Source organism: Cupriavidus sp. YR651 (assembly GCF_900101625.1).
Classification (GTDB): domain Bacteria; phylum Pseudomonadota; class Gammaproteobacteria; order Burkholderiales; family Burkholderiaceae; genus Cupriavidus.
Genome location: NZ_FMYZ01000016.1, coordinates 30,438 through 46,943, shown reverse-complemented (window position 1 = coordinate 46,943; position 16,506 = coordinate 30,438). Strand labels below are relative to the sequence as shown.

Annotated in this window: 13 protein-coding genes; 1 reads left to right on the top strand and 12 read right to left on the bottom strand. The window is 66.0% G+C overall.

Annotated elements, in window-relative coordinates:
- Positions 1-76: 76 nt before the first annotated feature.
- Together secA and BLR29_RS27930 are read right to left on the bottom strand one after the other, a co-directional pair.
- On the bottom strand, positions 77-2,869 hold the full coding sequence (gene secA / locus BLR29_RS27935) for a preprotein translocase subunit SecA (protein WP_092142069.1): 2,793 nt from the start codon (positions 2,867-2,869) through the stop codon (positions 77-79).
- Positions 2,870-3,097: 228 nt separating this feature from the next.
- Positions 3,098-4,009 (bottom strand): M23 family metallopeptidase, encoded by a 912-nt coding sequence (locus tag BLR29_RS27930; RefSeq protein ID WP_092142066.1) that lies wholly within the window; start codon positions 4,007-4,009, stop codon positions 3,098-3,100.
- Between the two features lie 103 nt (positions 4,010-4,112).
- Between BLR29_RS27930 and BLR29_RS27925 the strand changes: the two genes are divergently transcribed.
- On the top strand, positions 4,113-4,622 hold the full coding sequence (locus BLR29_RS27925; protein WP_092142063.1) for a DciA family protein: 510 nt from the start codon (positions 4,113-4,115) through the stop codon (positions 4,620-4,622).
- 108 nt (positions 4,623-4,730) lie between these two features.
- Here BLR29_RS27925 and lpxC read toward each other — a convergent pair whose 3' ends face one another.
- From lpxC to murD, 10 genes are all read right to left on the bottom strand, one after another.
- Positions 4,731-5,648 carry a UDP-3-O-acyl-N-acetylglucosamine deacetylase gene (gene lpxC / locus BLR29_RS27920; RefSeq protein WP_092142060.1) on the bottom strand — a complete coding sequence of 306 codons (918 nt, stop codon included), beginning with the start codon at positions 5,646-5,648 and terminating at the stop codon, positions 4,731-4,733.
- A 154-nt stretch (positions 5,649-5,802) separates the two neighbouring features.
- Complete coding sequence (locus BLR29_RS27915) at positions 5,803-6,309, bottom strand: peroxiredoxin (protein ID WP_092142058.1); 507 nt, start codon at positions 6,307-6,309, stop codon at positions 5,803-5,805.
- 385 nt (positions 6,310-6,694) lie between these two features.
- A complete protein-coding gene (gene ftsZ / locus BLR29_RS27910; protein WP_092142056.1) occupies positions 6,695-7,885 on the bottom strand; it encodes a cell division protein FtsZ in 1,191 nt (396 codons plus the stop codon).
- Between the two features lie 164 nt (positions 7,886-8,049).
- Positions 8,050-9,282: a cell division protein FtsA gene (gene ftsA, locus BLR29_RS27905; protein ID WP_092142054.1), complete on the bottom strand. Its 1,233-nt coding sequence runs from the start codon at positions 9,280-9,282 to the stop codon at positions 8,050-8,052.
- Positions 9,279-10,169: a cell division protein FtsQ/DivIB gene (locus tag BLR29_RS27900; protein WP_092142052.1), complete on the bottom strand. Its 891-nt coding sequence runs from the start codon at positions 10,167-10,169 to the stop codon at positions 9,279-9,281. The genes ftsA and BLR29_RS27900 overlap by 4 nt, the downstream gene beginning before the upstream one ends.
- A 44-nt stretch (positions 10,170-10,213) precedes the next feature.
- Positions 10,214-11,197 carry a D-alanine--D-alanine ligase gene (locus BLR29_RS27895; RefSeq protein ID WP_092142050.1) on the bottom strand — a complete coding sequence of 328 codons (984 nt, stop codon included), beginning with the start codon at positions 11,195-11,197 and terminating at the stop codon, positions 10,214-10,216.
- Entirely contained in the window at positions 11,194-12,615 is a 1,422-nt protein-coding gene (gene murC, locus BLR29_RS27890) for a UDP-N-acetylmuramate--L-alanine ligase (RefSeq protein ID WP_092142048.1), read from the bottom strand. The genes BLR29_RS27895 and murC overlap by 4 nt, the downstream gene beginning before the upstream one ends.
- Before the next feature lie 13 nt (positions 12,616-12,628).
- The gene (gene murG / locus BLR29_RS27885) at positions 12,629-13,699 is read right to left on the bottom strand and encodes an undecaprenyldiphospho-muramoylpentapeptide beta-N-acetylglucosaminyltransferase (RefSeq protein WP_092142046.1); all 1,071 of its coding nucleotides are present in this window, start codon (positions 13,697-13,699) and stop codon (positions 12,629-12,631) included.
- Positions 13,696-14,937: a putative lipid II flippase FtsW gene (ftsW, locus tag BLR29_RS27880; RefSeq protein WP_092142044.1), complete on the bottom strand. Its 1,242-nt coding sequence runs from the start codon at positions 14,935-14,937 to the stop codon at positions 13,696-13,698. Before ftsW ends, murG begins: the two co-directional genes overlap by 4 nt.
- Entirely contained in the window at positions 14,934-16,445 is a 1,512-nt protein-coding gene (murD, locus tag BLR29_RS27875) for a UDP-N-acetylmuramoyl-L-alanine--D-glutamate ligase (RefSeq protein ID WP_092142042.1), read from the bottom strand. The genes ftsW and murD overlap by 4 nt, the downstream gene beginning before the upstream one ends.
- Positions 16,446-16,506: the final 61 nt, after the last annotated feature.

Below are 16,506 nucleotides of genomic sequence, written 5' to 3'. Positions count from 1 at the left end.
AACATGCCCGCTTGCGCGGGCATGTTGCATTCGATGATGACTTCAGTCAGTGACTGTCAGGTGTCGCGGCTTGCGCTCAGCTCAGCTTGCCGTGGCACTGCTTGAACTTCTTGCCGGATCCGCACGGGCACGGATCGTTGCGGCCGACCTTGGGCATGCCGGCAAGCGCCACATCGCCGCCCATCGCTGCCATTGCCGCCGCGGCCGTGCTTCGGCGCGCCAGCGACGCGTCCTCGACCGGCTCGCCGCCTCCGGCAAACTCGTCGTGCTTGTACTGCACGTTCTCCAGGTGCGACAGGCCTTCCTCGATCTGCTCCGACGCCTGCTCCAGTTGCTCCGGCGACTGGATCTGCACGTTGAAGATCACGCGCGTGACTTCGCTCTTGATCACGTCCAGCAGACGCGCGAACAGCTCGAACGACTCGCGCTTGTATTCCTGCTTGGGATCCTTCTGTGCATAGCCGCGCAGGTGGATGCCCTGGCGCAGGTGGTCCAGCGCCGCCAGATGCTCGCGCCAGTGCGTGTCGATGCTCTGCAGCATGACCGAACGCTCGAAGCCGGCAAACGACTCGCGGCCCACCTGGCCGACCTTGGCGTCGTAGTGTTCGCGCGCCGCGGCCATGATCAGGTTCAGCAGTTCCTCGTCCTCGATGCTCTGGGCGCCCTCGATGGTCTTGGCCAGCGGCACGTCCAGGCCCCAGTCGTCGCGCAGGCGCGCTTCCAGGCCCGCGACGTCCCACTGCTCTTCCATCGTATCGGCCGGCACGTGGTCGCGGAATAGCTCCACCAGCACGCTTTCGCGCAGGTTCGCCACCATCTCGCCGACGTCCTGCGATTCCAGCACATCGTTGCGGAGCTTGTAGATCTCCTTGCGCTGGTCGTTGGCCACGTCGTCGTACTGCAGCAGTTGCTTGCGGATGTCGAAGTTGCGGCCTTCCACCTTGCGTTGCGCGGATTCGATGGAGCGGGTCACGATGCCCGCCTCGATCGGCTCGCCTTCCGGCATCTTCAGGCGTTCCATGATCGCGCGCACGCGATCGCCGGCGAAGATGCGCAGCAGCTGGTCGTCGAGCGACAGGTAGAAACGCGATGAACCCGGGTCGCCCTGGCGGCCGGCACGGCCACGCAGCTGATTGTCGATCCGGCGCGACTCATGGCGCTCGGTGCCCACGATGTGCAGGCCGCCCGCCGCCTTGACCTGATCGTGCAGCGACTGCCATTCATCCTTGAGCTGGGCGATGCGCACGGCCTTCTCGGCATCCGACAGATTCGCGTCGGCTTCGATGAAGCTCGCCTGCTTTTCCACATTGCCGCCCAGCACGATGTCGGTACCGCGACCGGCCATGTTGGTGGCAATGGTGACCATCTTGGGGCGGCCGGCCTGGGCCACGATCTCGGCCTCGCGGGCGTGCTGCTTCGCGTTCAGCACCTGGTGCGGCAGCTGTTCCTTGTTCAGCAGGTCCGACAGGTATTCGGACGTCTCGATCGACGTCGTGCCCACCAGCACCGGCTGGCCACGGTCGAAGCAGTCGCGGATGTCGCGCACCACCGCGTCGTAGCGCTCCTTGGACGTCTTGTAGATCTGGTCCTGCATGTCCTTGCGCTGGGCCTGACGGTTGGTCGGGATCACGACCACTTCCAGGCCATAGATCTCCTGGAATTCATACGCTTCCGTATCGGCCGTGCCGGTCATGCCGGCCAGCTTTTCGTACATGCGGAAGTAGTTCTGGAACGTGATCGTGGCCAGCGTCTGGTTTTCCTGCTGGACGGTCACGCCTTCCTTCGCTTCCACGGCCTGGTGCAGGCCGTCGGACCAGCGGCGGCCCGTCATCAGGCGGCCCGTGAATTCGTCGACGATCACGACCTCGTCGTTCTGCACCACATAGTGCTGGTCGCGGTGGAACAGGCTGTGCGCACGCAAGGCTGCGTACAGGTGGTGCATCAGCGTGATGTTCTGCGGCGCGTAGAGGGATTCGCCCTCGCCAATCAGGCCCTGTTCCGCCAGGATCTGCTCGGCCTTCTCGTGGCCGGCCTCGGTCAGGTAGACCTGGTGGCCCTTCTCGTCCACGAAGTAGTCGCCCGGCTTCTCCACACCCGTGCCGTCGGCCTTCTCTTCGCCGATCTGGCGCTCGAGCAGCCGGGGGATGTGGTTCATGCGCTGGTACAGGTCCGTCTGGTTCTCGGCCTGGCCGGAGATGATCAGCGGCGTGCGGGCTTCGTCGATCAGGATCGAGTCCACTTCATCGACGATGGCGTAGTTCAGCGGCCGCTGTACGCGCTGCGACGGGTCATAGACCATGTTGTCGCGCAGGTAGTCGAAACCGAACTCGTTGTTGGTGCCGTAGGTGATGTCGGCGTTGTAGGCAACCTGCTTCTCGTCGTGCGGCATCTGCGAGAGATTCACGCCCACCGACAGGCCGAGGAAGTTGTACAGGCGGCCCATCCACTCGGCATCGCGCTGTGCCAGGTAGTCGTTCACCGTCACCACGTGCACGCCCTTGCCCGTGATGGCGTTCAGGTACACCGGCAGCGTGGCGGTCAGGGTCTTGCCCTCGCCCGTACGCATTTCGGCGATCTTGTTGTCGTTCAGGACCATGCCGCCAATCAGCTGCACGTCGAAGTGACGCATCTTCATGATGCGCTTGCTGGCCTCGCGGCAGACCGCGAAGGCCTCGGGCAGCAGCGCATCGATCGATTCGCCTCCGGCGTGACGCTGACGGAACGTCTCGGTCATGCCGCGCAGCTCGTCGTCCGACAGTTTCTCGAACTTCGGCTCAAGCGCGTTGATCTGCGCCACCGTGCGGCGGTATTGTTTGATCAGCCGTTCGTTGCGGCTGCCGAAGACTTTCTTGAGAAGGCCCGTGATCATCGAGTGCTTTCACCTGCGCGCGTAGCCCGAAGCGACCCGGGGCGACGGCGCGAGGAATGGGTGGATTGGCGCGAAACGCCGAGTTTATCATGTGCCGGTGTCGTGGCCGGGGCCGCGCCGGCACCGATTCTGCGCTGGAGCAACAGCCGCCCGGACATCGGCCGGCTACCTTGCGGGTCAGGTTGGGACAATGGAGCCGACTTCAATGTTCCGCGCGGCAACAAGCGGCTACCGGATTGCCGTGCGATCGGTCGGTGCCGGCACCGCGGCCGTCAGGAAAGCGGTCGGGTTACGTGGCACACCATTCACATGCACCTCGAAGTGCAGGTGCGACCCGGTCGATCGCCCCGTGCTCCCCACCCGGGCAATCAGCTGGCCGGGCCGGACCAGATCCCCCACCTTCACCAGCGACTTCGACGCATGCGCATAGCGCGTCTTGAGCCCGTTGCCGTGGTCGATGTCGATCATGTTCCCGTATTCGTGGTGCCATTCCGCCGCAACCACGACGCCGCCGGCCGCTGCCACGATCGGCGTGCCGGGCGGCGCGACGAAGTCGACGCCATCGTGCTGGGTACGCCGGCCGGAGAACGGGTCGATACGGGCGCCGAAGCTGGAGCCATCGTAGCCTGCGGCCACAGGCATCACGCTGGGGATGCGGTGCTCACGAAGCTGGCGATCCATCAACGCCCCCTCGATCACGTCGAAATAATCCACGCGGTGATCGGCCTGCTCGCCAAGGCGTAGCAGTTCGTCGCGCAGTTCTGGCAGCGTCAGATCGCGCGAAGTCCCGGCGGGCGCCGGGCCTCCCCGGGCGGGGCGGTGACGGAAATCGAAGTCTTGCGGCGAGATGCCGGCCAGGCCGGAGACCCGCTCGCCGAGGGCATCCAGGCGGACCATCTGCGCCTGGAGCTCGCCCACGCGGGCGGCCAGCACGGCTAGGTTTTCACGCAGATAGGCGTTGTCGCGCGCCTGCCGCGAAAGCTCGGGCGCCGCGCTGGCGCGTGCCAGGAGCCAGGTCAGGCCGGACGATGCGGTCGCCACGAGAGCGCACAACAGCATGCCAAGCAGCACGGCGCGTGGCCGTGTGAGCTGGAAACGGAACACCCGCGGCTCGCGCGGATGGAGCACGATGATTTGCATGACCTTACCCCCAACGCAAAAAAGGGCCTGAACGGCCCCGGCGCGCATGCGGGCGTGGCATCCCGGCTCTCGGACGGGCGGGATTGCGCGCTAGAATGCGCGCATGCGCATGTTCACTCACCACGCTCTCCAGACCCCGGCTGCCAAGCCGCTCAACGATTGGCTGGCAAAGTCCGGGCCGGTCTCGGCGCTGATGCAGACGGCGCGTGAACTGGCGTCACTGGAAGCGGAAGTCCTGTCACTCCTGCCGCGAGGCTTGCAGGCCGGAATCGCGGTGGCCGGTGTCAAACACGACAACCGCGGCCCCCAGCCGGAAGCGACATTGCTGTTGCTGGCCGCGCATGGCGCGGCGGCCGCGCGGGTACGGCAAGTGGTGCCGACCCTACTTACCCGGCTGCAACAGCGGGGATCGCAGGTTACCGCAATCCGTGTACGGGTACAACCTGAGGTCGGGCGCGGGGACTGGGACGCCCCCCCGGTGGAGCGCAAACCTCGCGCCGCCAACATGGCCCCGGCCGGGCTGGCCAGCATGGATGCACTGGCCAGGAGCCTGCCGGAATCGCCGCTCAAGGATGCCGTGGAGATGCTGCTCGCCCACCACCGCAGCCGCTGAAGGCTCGACTGGCAAGCCGTCCGCGACACGAAAGACCCGCACCAAAGCAAGACGGCCTCCCGAAGGAGGCCGTTCTCGTTTCCGCGCCGGCGCCAGGCCGGGCGGCGATCAGGCAAATGCTGGCTGGATCTGCGGCAGGAATGCCGCGGGCGCTTCTTCGACCTTGTCGAACGTCACGAACTCATACGCTTCCTGGTCTGCCAGCAGCGCACGCAGCAGCTGATTGTTCAGGCCGTGGCCGGACTTGTTGGCAATGTACGCGCCGATCAACGGATGGCCGACCACATACAAATCGCCAATCGCGTCGAGGATCTTGTGGCGGACGAATTCGTCGCCATAGCGCAGTTCTTCGTTATTGAGCATGCGATGCTCGTCGAGCACGATCGCATTGTCCAGGCTGCCGCCGCGGGCCAGGCCCATTTCGCGCAGCGCTTCCACTTCATGCGCAAACCCGAACGTACGGGCACGAGCGATCTCGCGCACATAGCTGGTGTCGGCAAAATCGATCGAGAACGCCTGGCCGGTCTTGTCGACGGCAGGGTGGCGGAAGTCGATCGTGAACGAGAGCTTGAAGCCGAAGAACGGCTCCAGCCGGGCCAGCTTGTCGCCCTCGCGGACTTCCACGGCCTTCTTCACGCGGATGAAACGCTTGGCGGCAGGTTGTTCCTCGATGCCGGCCGACTGCAGCAGAAACACGAACGACGCCGCGCTGCCATCCATGATCGGGATTTCTTCGGCGTCGACGTCGACATAGAGATTGTCGATACCGAGGCCGGCGCATGCCGACATCAGGTGCTCGACGGTGGAAACACGCGCACCATCCTTCTGCAGCACGGACGCCAGACGGGTGTCGCCAATGGCCGAGGCGGCCACGGGGATCTCGACTGCCTCGGGCAGGTCGACGCGGGTGAACACGATGCCGGCATCGGTCGGAGCCGGTCGCAGGGTCAGCGTCACTTTGCGACCCGAGTGCAAACCGATGCCGACCGTCTTCACCAGGGATTTGATGGTGCGCTGCTTGAGCATGACAGCCTCAACTATTATAAAAAGCTATTGGGCACAAATTCTAATAACGCAATGCTACCACTGCTCTGTGTATTGCGCTGCACCACTTTGTTTCGGGGTGTTATTCAGCGCCACAAAAGCAGTTTTTTCGTCACTTTGTGCCCGATCAATCGTGTCAGGCGCGCAACGCCTGCAAGACGGATTCGGCGCTGCTGACCTTGAATTCGCCTGGAGCTTCCACGAACAGGTGCGTGACGACGCCGTCGTCGAGCACCATGGCGTAGCGCTGCGCGCGCACGCCCAGGCCGCGCTGGCTCAGGTCCTGGTCGAGACCCAGGGCCTTGGCCCACTGTGCCGCGCCATCGCCCATCATGCGGACCTTGTCGCCAGCCTTCTGCTCACGGCCCCACGCGCCCATGACAAAGGCGTCGTTGACCGAATGGCACCAGATCTCGTCGATCCCTGCCGCGCGCAGCTCGTCATGCAGCTTCACGTAGCCGGGCACATGCTTGGCGGAGCAGGTCGGCGTGAACGCGCCGGGAAGACCGAACACCACGATCTTGCGGCCCTTGACCAGCTCGGCCACGGGGAACGCATTGGGGCCCAGCGCGCAGCCCTCGGTCTCGACATCGAAGAACTCGTACAGCGTTGCGTCCGGGACGCGTTGGCCTACAGCGATCATGGAATGGTTTCCTCCGTAAAAACCCTGCCTGCATCATAGGGGCGGATCCCGCCTCAACCAAGCGGGATCGCATTCAGGTGCTCAGGAAACACCTTGCTACAAAAACGCCGCGCGGCACGTCCTGAGACGCGCCGCGCGGGCAACTGCACATCCCGCCGCGGGAAGGCGGGAAACCAGTCCGGGGAGGCGGCCGATGGCCTGCCTGTCCCGGCAACGGGATGCGGGCTGACGTACTCCAGCGCGGGCGCGCGCAGCCGGGCACGCTGACGGGTTGCGTCAGTCCGGGCGAATGCCGAGCGGATAGGGAGCGCTCAGGCGTCGCCGAAGGGACCTTGGACAACCTGCCAGGCGTGCGGCCGCCGCCGCCGCCCTGCCGGGGCCCAACTCAGTCTGCCTGCTTGCGCAGGAAGGCCGGGATGTCGTACGTGTCCACACCCTTTTCTTGCAGCGCCGCCACGTGGGCGGATGCCGATTCCCGCGAGCTGCGCCATACCGCCGGCGTGTCCAGGCCGCTGTAGTCCGGGGTCGCATGCGCCGGAGCCGCGGTCATCCCGCCCATCATCTGCACCGGGATGTTGTCCGTACCGGTCTTCAGCAGCGTCATCGGCTGCTGCTTCTTGGCCGAGCGGCCCAGGCCCGTGGCCACCACGGTCACGCGCAGCGCATCGCTCATCGAATCATCGTACACCGTACCGAAAATCACGGTCGCATCCTCCGCGGCGTAGCTGCGGATGGTGTTCATGACTTCCTTGGTTTCCGACAGCTTCAGCGAGCGGCTGGCCGTGATGTTGACCAGCACGCCACGCGCGCCGGACAGGTCCACGCCTTCCAGCAGCGGGCTGGCCACGGCCTGCTCGGCGGCCAGGCGGGCGCGATCCACGCCGGACACGGTCGCCGTGCCCATCATGGCCTTGCCCTGCTCGCCCATCACCGTCTTCACGTCTTCGAAGTCGACGTTCACCAGACCGTCCACATTGATGATTTCGGCGATGCCGGCCACGGCGTTGTGCAGCACGTCATCGGCGCACTGGAAGCACTTGTCCATCTCGGCGTCGTCGCCCATGACCTCGAACAGCTTCTCGTTGAGCACGACGATCAGCGAGTCCACCGACGACTCAAGCTCGCTCGAACCATGTTCGGCCACCTTGGCACGGCGTGCGCCTTCGAATTCGAACGGCTTGCTGACCACGCCCACGGTAAGGATGCCCATTTCCTTGGCCACCTGCGCCACGATCGGCGCGGCGCCGGTGCCCGTGCCGCCGCCCATGCCGGCAGTGATGAAGACCATGTGCGCACCACGCAGGGAATCGGCGATCTGCTCGCGAGCCTGCTCGGCGCAGTTGCGGCCGACTTCCGGCTTGGCGCCGGCGCCAAGGCCAGTGTTGCCAAGCTGCAGCACGCGCGATGCCGAGGAGCGCTTGAGCGCCTGGGCATCGGTGTTCATGCAGATGAATTCCACGCCCTGGACGCCACGGCTGATCATGTGCTGCACGGCGTTACCGCCCGCGCCGCCCACGCCCACCACCTTGATGATGGTGCCGTCCTGCATCTCCGTTTCGATCATGTCAAAGTCCATCACTGCCTCCGAGAAGAATCAGTCCCCAAACGCTGCAGCCTCCCCGCCGCAACCCTTGGTTCCTGAACAAGAAACCAACAATAAGAAACCTGCTCAACGTGCCATCGCGCGATCCGCTGACCGCGGCGCATGGCGGATATCAAGAAGCCTGACCTGCCACGGCATCAGAAGTTGCCGACAAACCATTCCTTCATGCGCGTCCACACCTGCTTGACGGAGCCACTCTGCACGGCCACCTTGCGGCCACGCATGCGTTGCACGCGGCCTTCCAGCAGCAGGCCCATCACGGTGGAGTAGCGCGGGCTCTTCACCACCTCGTGCAGGTTGCCGCGATATTCGGGCACGCCCACGCGCACGGGCTTCAGGAAAATGTCCTCGCCCAGCTCCACCATGCCCGGCATCATGGCCGTGCCGCCGGTGATCACCACGCCGGACGACAGCAGTTCCTCGTAGCCGGATTCACGCACCACCTGGTGCACCAGCGAATACAGTTCCTCGATGCGCGGCTCGATCACGGCGGCCAGCGCCTGGCGGGACAGCGTGCGCGTGCCGCGATCGCCCACACCCGGCACTTCGATCATGTCTTCCGGGTCCGCAATCGCCTGCTTGGCGATGCCGTACTGGATCTTGATGTCCTCGGCATCGGGCGTCGGCGTGCGCAGCGCCATCGCGATGTCGTTGGTGATCTGGTCCCCGGCGATGGGAATCACGGCCGTATGCCGGATCGCGCCTTCGCTGAAGATGGCGATATCGGTGGTGCCGCCACCGATATCGACCAGCACCACGCCCAGTTCCTTCTCATCTTCGGTCAGCACCGCCAGGCTCGAAGCCAGCGGCTGCAGGATCAGGTCGTGCACCTCCAGGCCACAGCGGCGCACGCACTTGACGATGTTCTGCGCCGCGCTGACCGCGCCCGTGACGATGTGGACCTTGACCTCCAGGCGGATGCCGCTCATGCCGATCGGCTCGCGCACGTCTTCCTGGCCGTCGATGATGAATTCCTGCGTGAGGATGTGCAGGATCTGCTGATCGGTAGGGATGTTGACCGCCTTGGCGGTCTCGATCACCCGGGCCACATCCGTCTGCGTGACCTCCTTGTCCTTGATCGCCACCATGCCGCTGGAGTTGAAGCTGCGGATGTGGCTGCCGGCGATGCCGGTGAAGACCTCGGCGATCTTGCAGTCCGCCATCAGCTCGGCCTCTTCGAGCGCGCGCTGGATGGACTGCACGGTGGCCTCGATATTGACCACGACCCCCTTCTTCAGACCCTTGGACTCGGACTGGCCCATCCCGATCACTTCGTAGCTGTCGTCGGGGCGCAGTTCCGCGACCACCGCCGCCACCTTCGAGGTGCCGATGTCGAGACCGACCAGTAAGTCCTTGTATTCCTTGCTCATCGGGTTTTCTCCGCGTTCTTGCTCTTGAGTCGCGTCGGATTGTTGTTGGTATTGCCGGCCGAAGCCGCCTGGGGGGTAACTGCCTTGGCCGCTGCCTTGGCTGCCGCGGCAGCCTGGGCATCGGTCAGGAATCGCACATTGGCGGCGCGGATGGAAAAGCCGTTGGGGTAGCGCAGGTCCGCGTACTCGACCTGCTTGCCCCATTGCTCCGTCACCTGCGGCCACGCCGCCACGAAGCGCTTGACCCGCGCCTCCATGGCAGCCCTGTCCTCGTCCGTCTGTTCGCGACCGAGTTCGATGACCATGCCGTTCGACAACTTCGCCCGCCATGCATAGCGGGACGACAACGCCACGGCCAGCGGCTCGACCTTCAGCGGGCGGAACCACTCGCGCATGATCTCCAGCTTCTCGACCACGTCCTCCTCGCTGTCCGGCGGCCCGTCCAGCGCCAGCAGCTGGGCATCCTCTTCGGCTTCGGCGGTGTTGGCCACGAACACCTCGCCATAGGTGTTGATCAGCCGTCCACCGTCCGTGCTGCCCCAGGTGCCAAGGGCTTCATGCTCTTCCACTTCCACCGCCAGGCCGTTCGGCCATTCGCGGCGCACGCTGGCGTGGCGCACCCACGGCACCGACTCGAACGCCTGCCGCGCCGCATTCAGGTCCAGCGTGAAGAAATTGCCCGACAGCTTGCCCAGCGCGTTGGCCCGCACGCTCGGGCCGTTGACATGCCGCAGCGGTTCGCCGCCCATCGACGTCAGGTCGACATGGGTAATGGCGAACACCGGCCGCTGGGCCAGCCACAGCAGGCCGGCAGCGAGCGCCATCAGCGCCACCAGCGCGTAGAGCGCTGAGGCGATGAGGTTGAGCAGGCGCGCGTTATGCCACATGTCGTCAGGTCGGGGCGGTCAGGCCGGTTCCGGTTATTGCTGCGTTATTCGGGCTTCCAGTGCTCGTTCGGATGCAGGTCCAGCGTGGCCTGGGCCACCACCTGCATGACAAAGTCCTCGTAGCTGATGCCCACCGCCCGCGCCGCCATCGGCACCAGCGAATGGCCGGTCATGCCCGGGGACGTATTCATTTCCAGCAGGTAAGGCTTGCCGTCGCGGGTCAGCATCACGTCTGCGCGGGCCCAGCCGCGGCATCCCAGCACCCGGAATGCCTCCACCGCCAGCGCGCGCACTTCCTGTTCCAGTGCTTCAGGCAAAGTTGAGGGGCACAGGTATTGGGTATCGTCAGTAAAGTACTTATTTTGATAGTCGTAGTTCGACTCGGGCGCGACAATCTTGATAACGGGCAGCGCTTCGGCCGTCGGACCCTCCCCCACAACGGGGCAAGTCAACTCGGCGCCGTCGATGAACGACTCGGCGATGACGTCGTTATCGAGCGCGGCAGCGCGCTCGAAAGCGGCTCGCATCTGGTCGGCGGCGGTGACCTTGGTCAGGCCGATCGACGATCCCTCGCGCGCCGGCTTGACGATCAGCGGCAGGCCCAGGTCCACGACCACGGCGGCAAAATCGGTATCCGCGTGCAGCATGGCAAAGCGCGGCGTGGGCAGGCCGTGGGTCATCCACAGCCGCTTGGTAGCCTGCTTGTCCATGGCCAGCGCGGACGGCAGCACCCCGCTGCCCGTGTAGGGCACGCCGAGCTGCTCCAGCAGGCCCTGGATCGTGCCATCCTCGCCATAGCGGCCGTGCAGCGCGATAAAGACGCGGTCGAACTTCGCGGCGGCCAGTTCCGCCACCGACTGCAGGCCCGGGTCGAACGGGTGTGCATCCACGCCGCGCGACCTCAGCGCGGCCAGCACGCCATTGCCGGAGAGCAGCGAGATCTCGCGCTCGGCCGAGCGGCCGCCCAGCAGCACGCCAACCTTGCCCAGCGATTTCGGATCGATATTGGGATGGGCGACGAAGCTCATGCCTGGCCTCCTGCCTGCTGCTGGTGCGAGACCAGTTGTCCTGGCACCCCGCCGATCGTGCCGGCGCCCATGGTCACGACCACGTCGCCGGGCCGCACGGCATTCAGGATGGCCTGAGGCATATCCTCGATCTGCTCCACAAAAACGGGTTCCACCTTGTTCGCCACGCGCAGCGCGCGGGTCATCGCGCGGCCATCGGCAGCCACGATCGGCGCTTCGCCAGCGGCATAGACCTCGGCGAGCAACAGCGCGTCGACGGTGCCGAGCACCTTGACGAAGTCCTCGAAGCAATCCCGCGTCCGTGTGTAGCGATGCGGCTGGAACGCCAGCACCAGCCGGCGGTCCGGGAACGCGCCGCGTGCCGCGGACAGCGTGGCGGCCATCTCCACCGGATGGTGGCCATAGTCGTCGACCAGCGTGAACGTACCCTTGCCATCGCTCGTCGCCACCTCGCCATAGCGCTGGAAGCGGCGGCCCACGCCGTGGAACTCCCGCAGCGCCTTGACGATGGCGGCGTCCGGCACCTCCAGTTCGGTGGCGATGGCGATGGCGGCCAGCGCGTTCTGCACGTTGTGCAAGCCCGGCAGGTTCAGCACCACGTCCAGCGGCGGCTCGGCGTGGCCGTTGAGCTGGCGCAGGACCGTGAAATGCATCTGGCCGTCCACGGCACGCGGATTGATGGCGCGCACCTGGGCATCTTCGGCAAAGCCGTAGCGCACCACCGGCTTGGACACGAACGGCAGGATCTCGCGCACGTTCGGGTCATCGACGCACAGCACGGCAATGCCATAGAACGGCAGGCGCTGGGTGAACTCCACGAACGCCTGCTTGAGCCGGGCAAAGTCATGCCCGTAGGTGTCCATATGGTCCGCGTCGATGTTGGTGATGACTTCCATCACCGGGAACAGGTTAAGGAACGACGCATCCGATTCATCCGCCTCGGCCACGATGAAATCGCCCGTGCCCAGCCGCGCGTTGGCGCCGGCCGAGTTCAGCCGTCCACCGATCACGAAGGTCGGATCGAGCCCGCCTTCGGCCAATACGGACGCCACCAGGCTGGTCGTGGTGGTCTTGCCGTGCGTGCCGGCGATGGCCACACCCTGCTTCAGGCGCATCAGTTCGGCCAGCATCACCGCGCGCGGCACCACGGGGATGCGGCGGGCGCGGGCGGCCAGCACTTCGGGGTTGTCGTTGGTGACCGCGGTGGAGACCACTACGGCGTTGGCGCCCTCGACGTTGGCGGCGTCATGGCCGTGGGCCACGCGCGCGCCGAGCGAGGCCAGGCGCCGCGTGGCGGCATTGCTGCCGACGTCGGAGCCCGAGACCTTGTAGCCCAGGTTCAGCAGGACCTCGGCGATGCCGCTCATGCCGGCGCCCCCGATGCCTACGAAGTGGATGTTCTTGACGATGTGTTTCATTGAATTCGTTGTTTCAGTCGCCCGCCATCTGGCGGCAAATCTCGGCGACGCGCCGGGTTGCCTCCGGTTTGGCCAGGCTGCGCGCAGCGCGCGCCATGTCCTTCAGTTGCGGCCGCGACAGGCTGGACAGCGTTTGAGCCAGTCCCTGCGCGGTCAGTTCGTTTTGTTGCACCAGCAACGCGGCACCCTGCTTCGACAGGAACTTCGCGTTGGTGGTCTGGTGGTCGTCCACCGCGTGCGGAAACGGTACGAACAGCGCCGCCACGCCGGCGGCCGCCACTTCGGATACCGTCATCGCGCCGGCGCGGCAGATGACCAGGTCGGCTTCGGCATAGGCCGCCGCCATGTCGTCGATGAATGGCACGGTCTCGCCGGCCACGCCCGCCGCGGCATAGTTGGCCCGCAGCGTGTCGATCTGCCTGGCGCCCGCCTGATGCTTCACGACCGGGCGCTCGCCTTCGGGCAGCAGCGCGATGGCCTTCGGCACCACGTCGTTCAGCGCCGCCGCACCCAGGCTGCCGCCCACCACCAGCACGCGCAGCGGGCCGGTGCGATCGTCGTAGCGCGACTCGGGCGCCGGCATGTGCGCCAGTTCCTCGCGCACCGGATTACCGGTCCATTCGCTATTCGGCAGCGTGTCCGGGAATGCGCAGAGCACGCGGTCGGCCACCTTGGCCAGCACCTTGTTGGCCAGGCCGGCGATCGAGTTCTGCTCGTGCAGCACCAGCGGCCGGCCAAGCAGCGACGCCATCATCCCGGCCGGGAAGGTGATATAGCCGCCCATGCCCAGCACCACGTCCGGCCGCACGCGGCGCAACGCGCCGATGCTCTGCCAGAACGCACGCAGCAGGTTCAGCGGCAGCAGCAGCTTGGTCACCAGGCCCTTGCCACGCAACCCGCCGAACTGGATGTACTCCATCGGGATGTCGTGCTTCGGCACCAGCGTGGCCTCCATGCCGGTACGGTTGCCCAGCCAGACCACGCGCCAGCCCGCGTCGCGCAACGCGTGCGCGACCGCCAGCCCCGGGAACACATGGCCCCCGGTGCCGCCAGCCATGACGAGCAGCGTGCGCGGCAAGCTCATACCTTCCCTCCGCGCATCATCACTCTGTTCTCGTAGTCAATGCGAAGCACGATGGCCAGCCCCACGCAGTTCATCAGGATCCCCGATCCGCCGTAGCTCACCAGCGGCAAGGTCAGCCCCTTGGTGGGCAGCAGGCCCAGGTTCACACCCATGTTGATGAAGGTCTGCCAGCCAATCCACACGCCAATGCCCTTGGCGACCAGCCCCGCGAACGTGCGATCGAGTTGCAATGCGGTGCGGCCGATGTTGAACGCGCGTCGGACCAGCCAGTAGAACAGGACGATCATCACCAGCACGCCGATGAAACCGAATTCCTCGCCGATCACGGCCAGGATGAAGTCGGTGTGCGCTTCCGGCAGGTAGTGCAGCTTTTCGATGCTGCCGCCCAGGCCAACCCCCGTCCATTCACCACGCCCGAACGCGATCAGCGAATGCGTGAGCTGGTAGGCCTTGCCCAGCGCGTTGCTCTCTTCCCAGGGATTCAGGTACGCGAAGATCCGCTCGCGACGCCACGGCGACGCCGTGATCAGCAGCGCGAACGCGCCCACCGCCACCCCGACCAGCCCGGCAAACAGCTTGCCGTTGATGCCCCCCAGGAACAGGATGCCCATGGCCACGGCAGCAATCACCAGGAACGCGCCCATGTCCGGCTCCAGCAGCAGCAGCATGCCCACCACAACCACGGCCACGCCCATCGGCAGGAAACCCTTGGACACCGTCTGCATCCATTCCTGCTTGCGCACCGTGTAGTTGGCGGCGTACAGCACCACGGCCAGCTTCATCAGTTCCGAGGGCTGGAAGTTCATGACGCCGAGCGGGATCCAGCGCCGCGCGCCATTCACGCCCTTGCCGACGAACGGCACCAGCACGAGCACCAGCAACACCAGCGCGAAGATGAACAGCTTCGGCGCGTACCGATCCCAGACCTTGACGGGAATCTGGAACGCCACCAGCCCGGCCGACAGCCCGATGAACAGCGCAAACGCGTGGCGCACCAGGAAGTGGCTTTCGCGATAGTTGGCGTAGCGCGGCGAATCCGGCAGCGCGATCGATGCCGAATAGACCATCACCAGGCCGAGCGCCAGCAGCACGATCGCCACCCAGAGCAGGGGCTGGTCGTACTCCATCATGCGGGAACGGGTCGGCTTGACGCCCGACACCGCGTCACGCAGGCCACCCCAGGCATTGCCGATGGTGGCGCCGATGAAACCGCTGCGCTTGGCCGGTGCGTCGCTCATGGCAGGATCCCCCGGGACAGGGCCAGTTCTTCCACCGCGCTACGGAACACTTCCGCGCGATGGACGTAGTTGCGGAACATGTCGAGACTGGCGCAGGCCGGTGACAGCAGCACGACATCGCCGGCTTCCGCCAGACTGGCCGACTTGTTGACGGCCTCTTGCAGCGTGGCGGCGTCGACCAGTTGCGTACCAGTGCCCTCCAGCGCGGCGCGCAAGGCGTCGGCATCCTTGCCGATCAGCAGCACGGCGCGTGCATACTGGGCCACTGGCGCCGCCAGGGGCGAGAAGTCCTGGCCCTTGCCTTCGCCACCGGCGATCAGGACCACGCGCTTGTCCAGCCCGGACAGCGCGGCCACGGTGGCGCCCACGTTGGTGCCCTTGCTGTCGTCGAAATACTCGACCTCATCGATCGTCGCCACCCACTCCACGCGATGCGGCTCGCCGCGATACTCGCGCAGGCCATGCAGCAGCGCGTTCAGCGGCAGGTCGATCGCACGGCACAGCGCCAGCGCGGCCATCGCATTGGTCGCGTTGTGCATGCCGCGAATATGCAAGGCATCGGCAGGCATCAGGCGCTTGTGGCGCACCGCCACGGCCTCCGCGGCTACGTCGGCACCCTTGCGGCGGCGCGGCTTGGGTTCGCCGTCGGACTCGCTGTCCGGCTCGGCCAGCACCAGCCAGGGCATGCCGCCTTCGCGCAGCACGCCATAGCTGCCCGGCATCTCCGGCAGATCCGTGCCGAACGTCACCGGCTGCGTGCCCGGGCGCGCCATGTCCATCGTCAGGCGATCATTGCGATTGAGCACCTGCACGCACGCCTTGTCCGCCGGGCCGAATACGCGCGCCTTGGACGCGGCGTAGGCTTCCATGCCGCCGTGCCAGTCCAGGTGGTCCTGGGTCACGTTGAGCACGGTGGCGGCATGCGGCGCCAGCGAGTGCGTGGTTTCCAGCTGGAAGCTGGACAGCTCCAGCACCCAGACGTCCGGCAGCGTGGCGGTGGCGATACACGCGGACAGCTTGTCCAGCGCGGACGGGCTGATGTTGCCCGCCACGGCGACGGTCTTGCCGGCACGCTCGACCAACCGCCCCGTCAGCGCGGTGGTGGTGGTCTTGCCGTTGGTGCCGGTGATCGCCAGTACGCGCGGCGCGTAGCCGGAGGTGGCTTCCAGATAGCCCAGCGCCTGGGCGAACAGTTCGATCTCGCCCCACACGGGAATGCCGCGCGCCTGGGCGACATCCAGCAGCGCCCGGGTGCCCGCTTCCAGCGGGGACAGGCCGGGGCTGATCGCCACCAGGCCGATATCGTCGAGCAGGCTGTCGGCAAACGGCGCGCCCACGAACCGGGCCGCAGGAAGCTCGGCCTGCAGCAGGGCCAGGTTGGCGGGCGCCTCGCGCGTGTCGGCCACGCGCACGCGGCAGCCGTTCAGGCCGCACCAGCGTGCCATGGCCAGCCCCGATTCGCCGAGGCCCAGTACCAGCACATGAGGTTTCTGCAACGCGCCAAACACTTCGATTTCCTGCCCTATGGTCTTGTTGATGCCTGTGTATCTATATAGAGAGCGTTCGCTC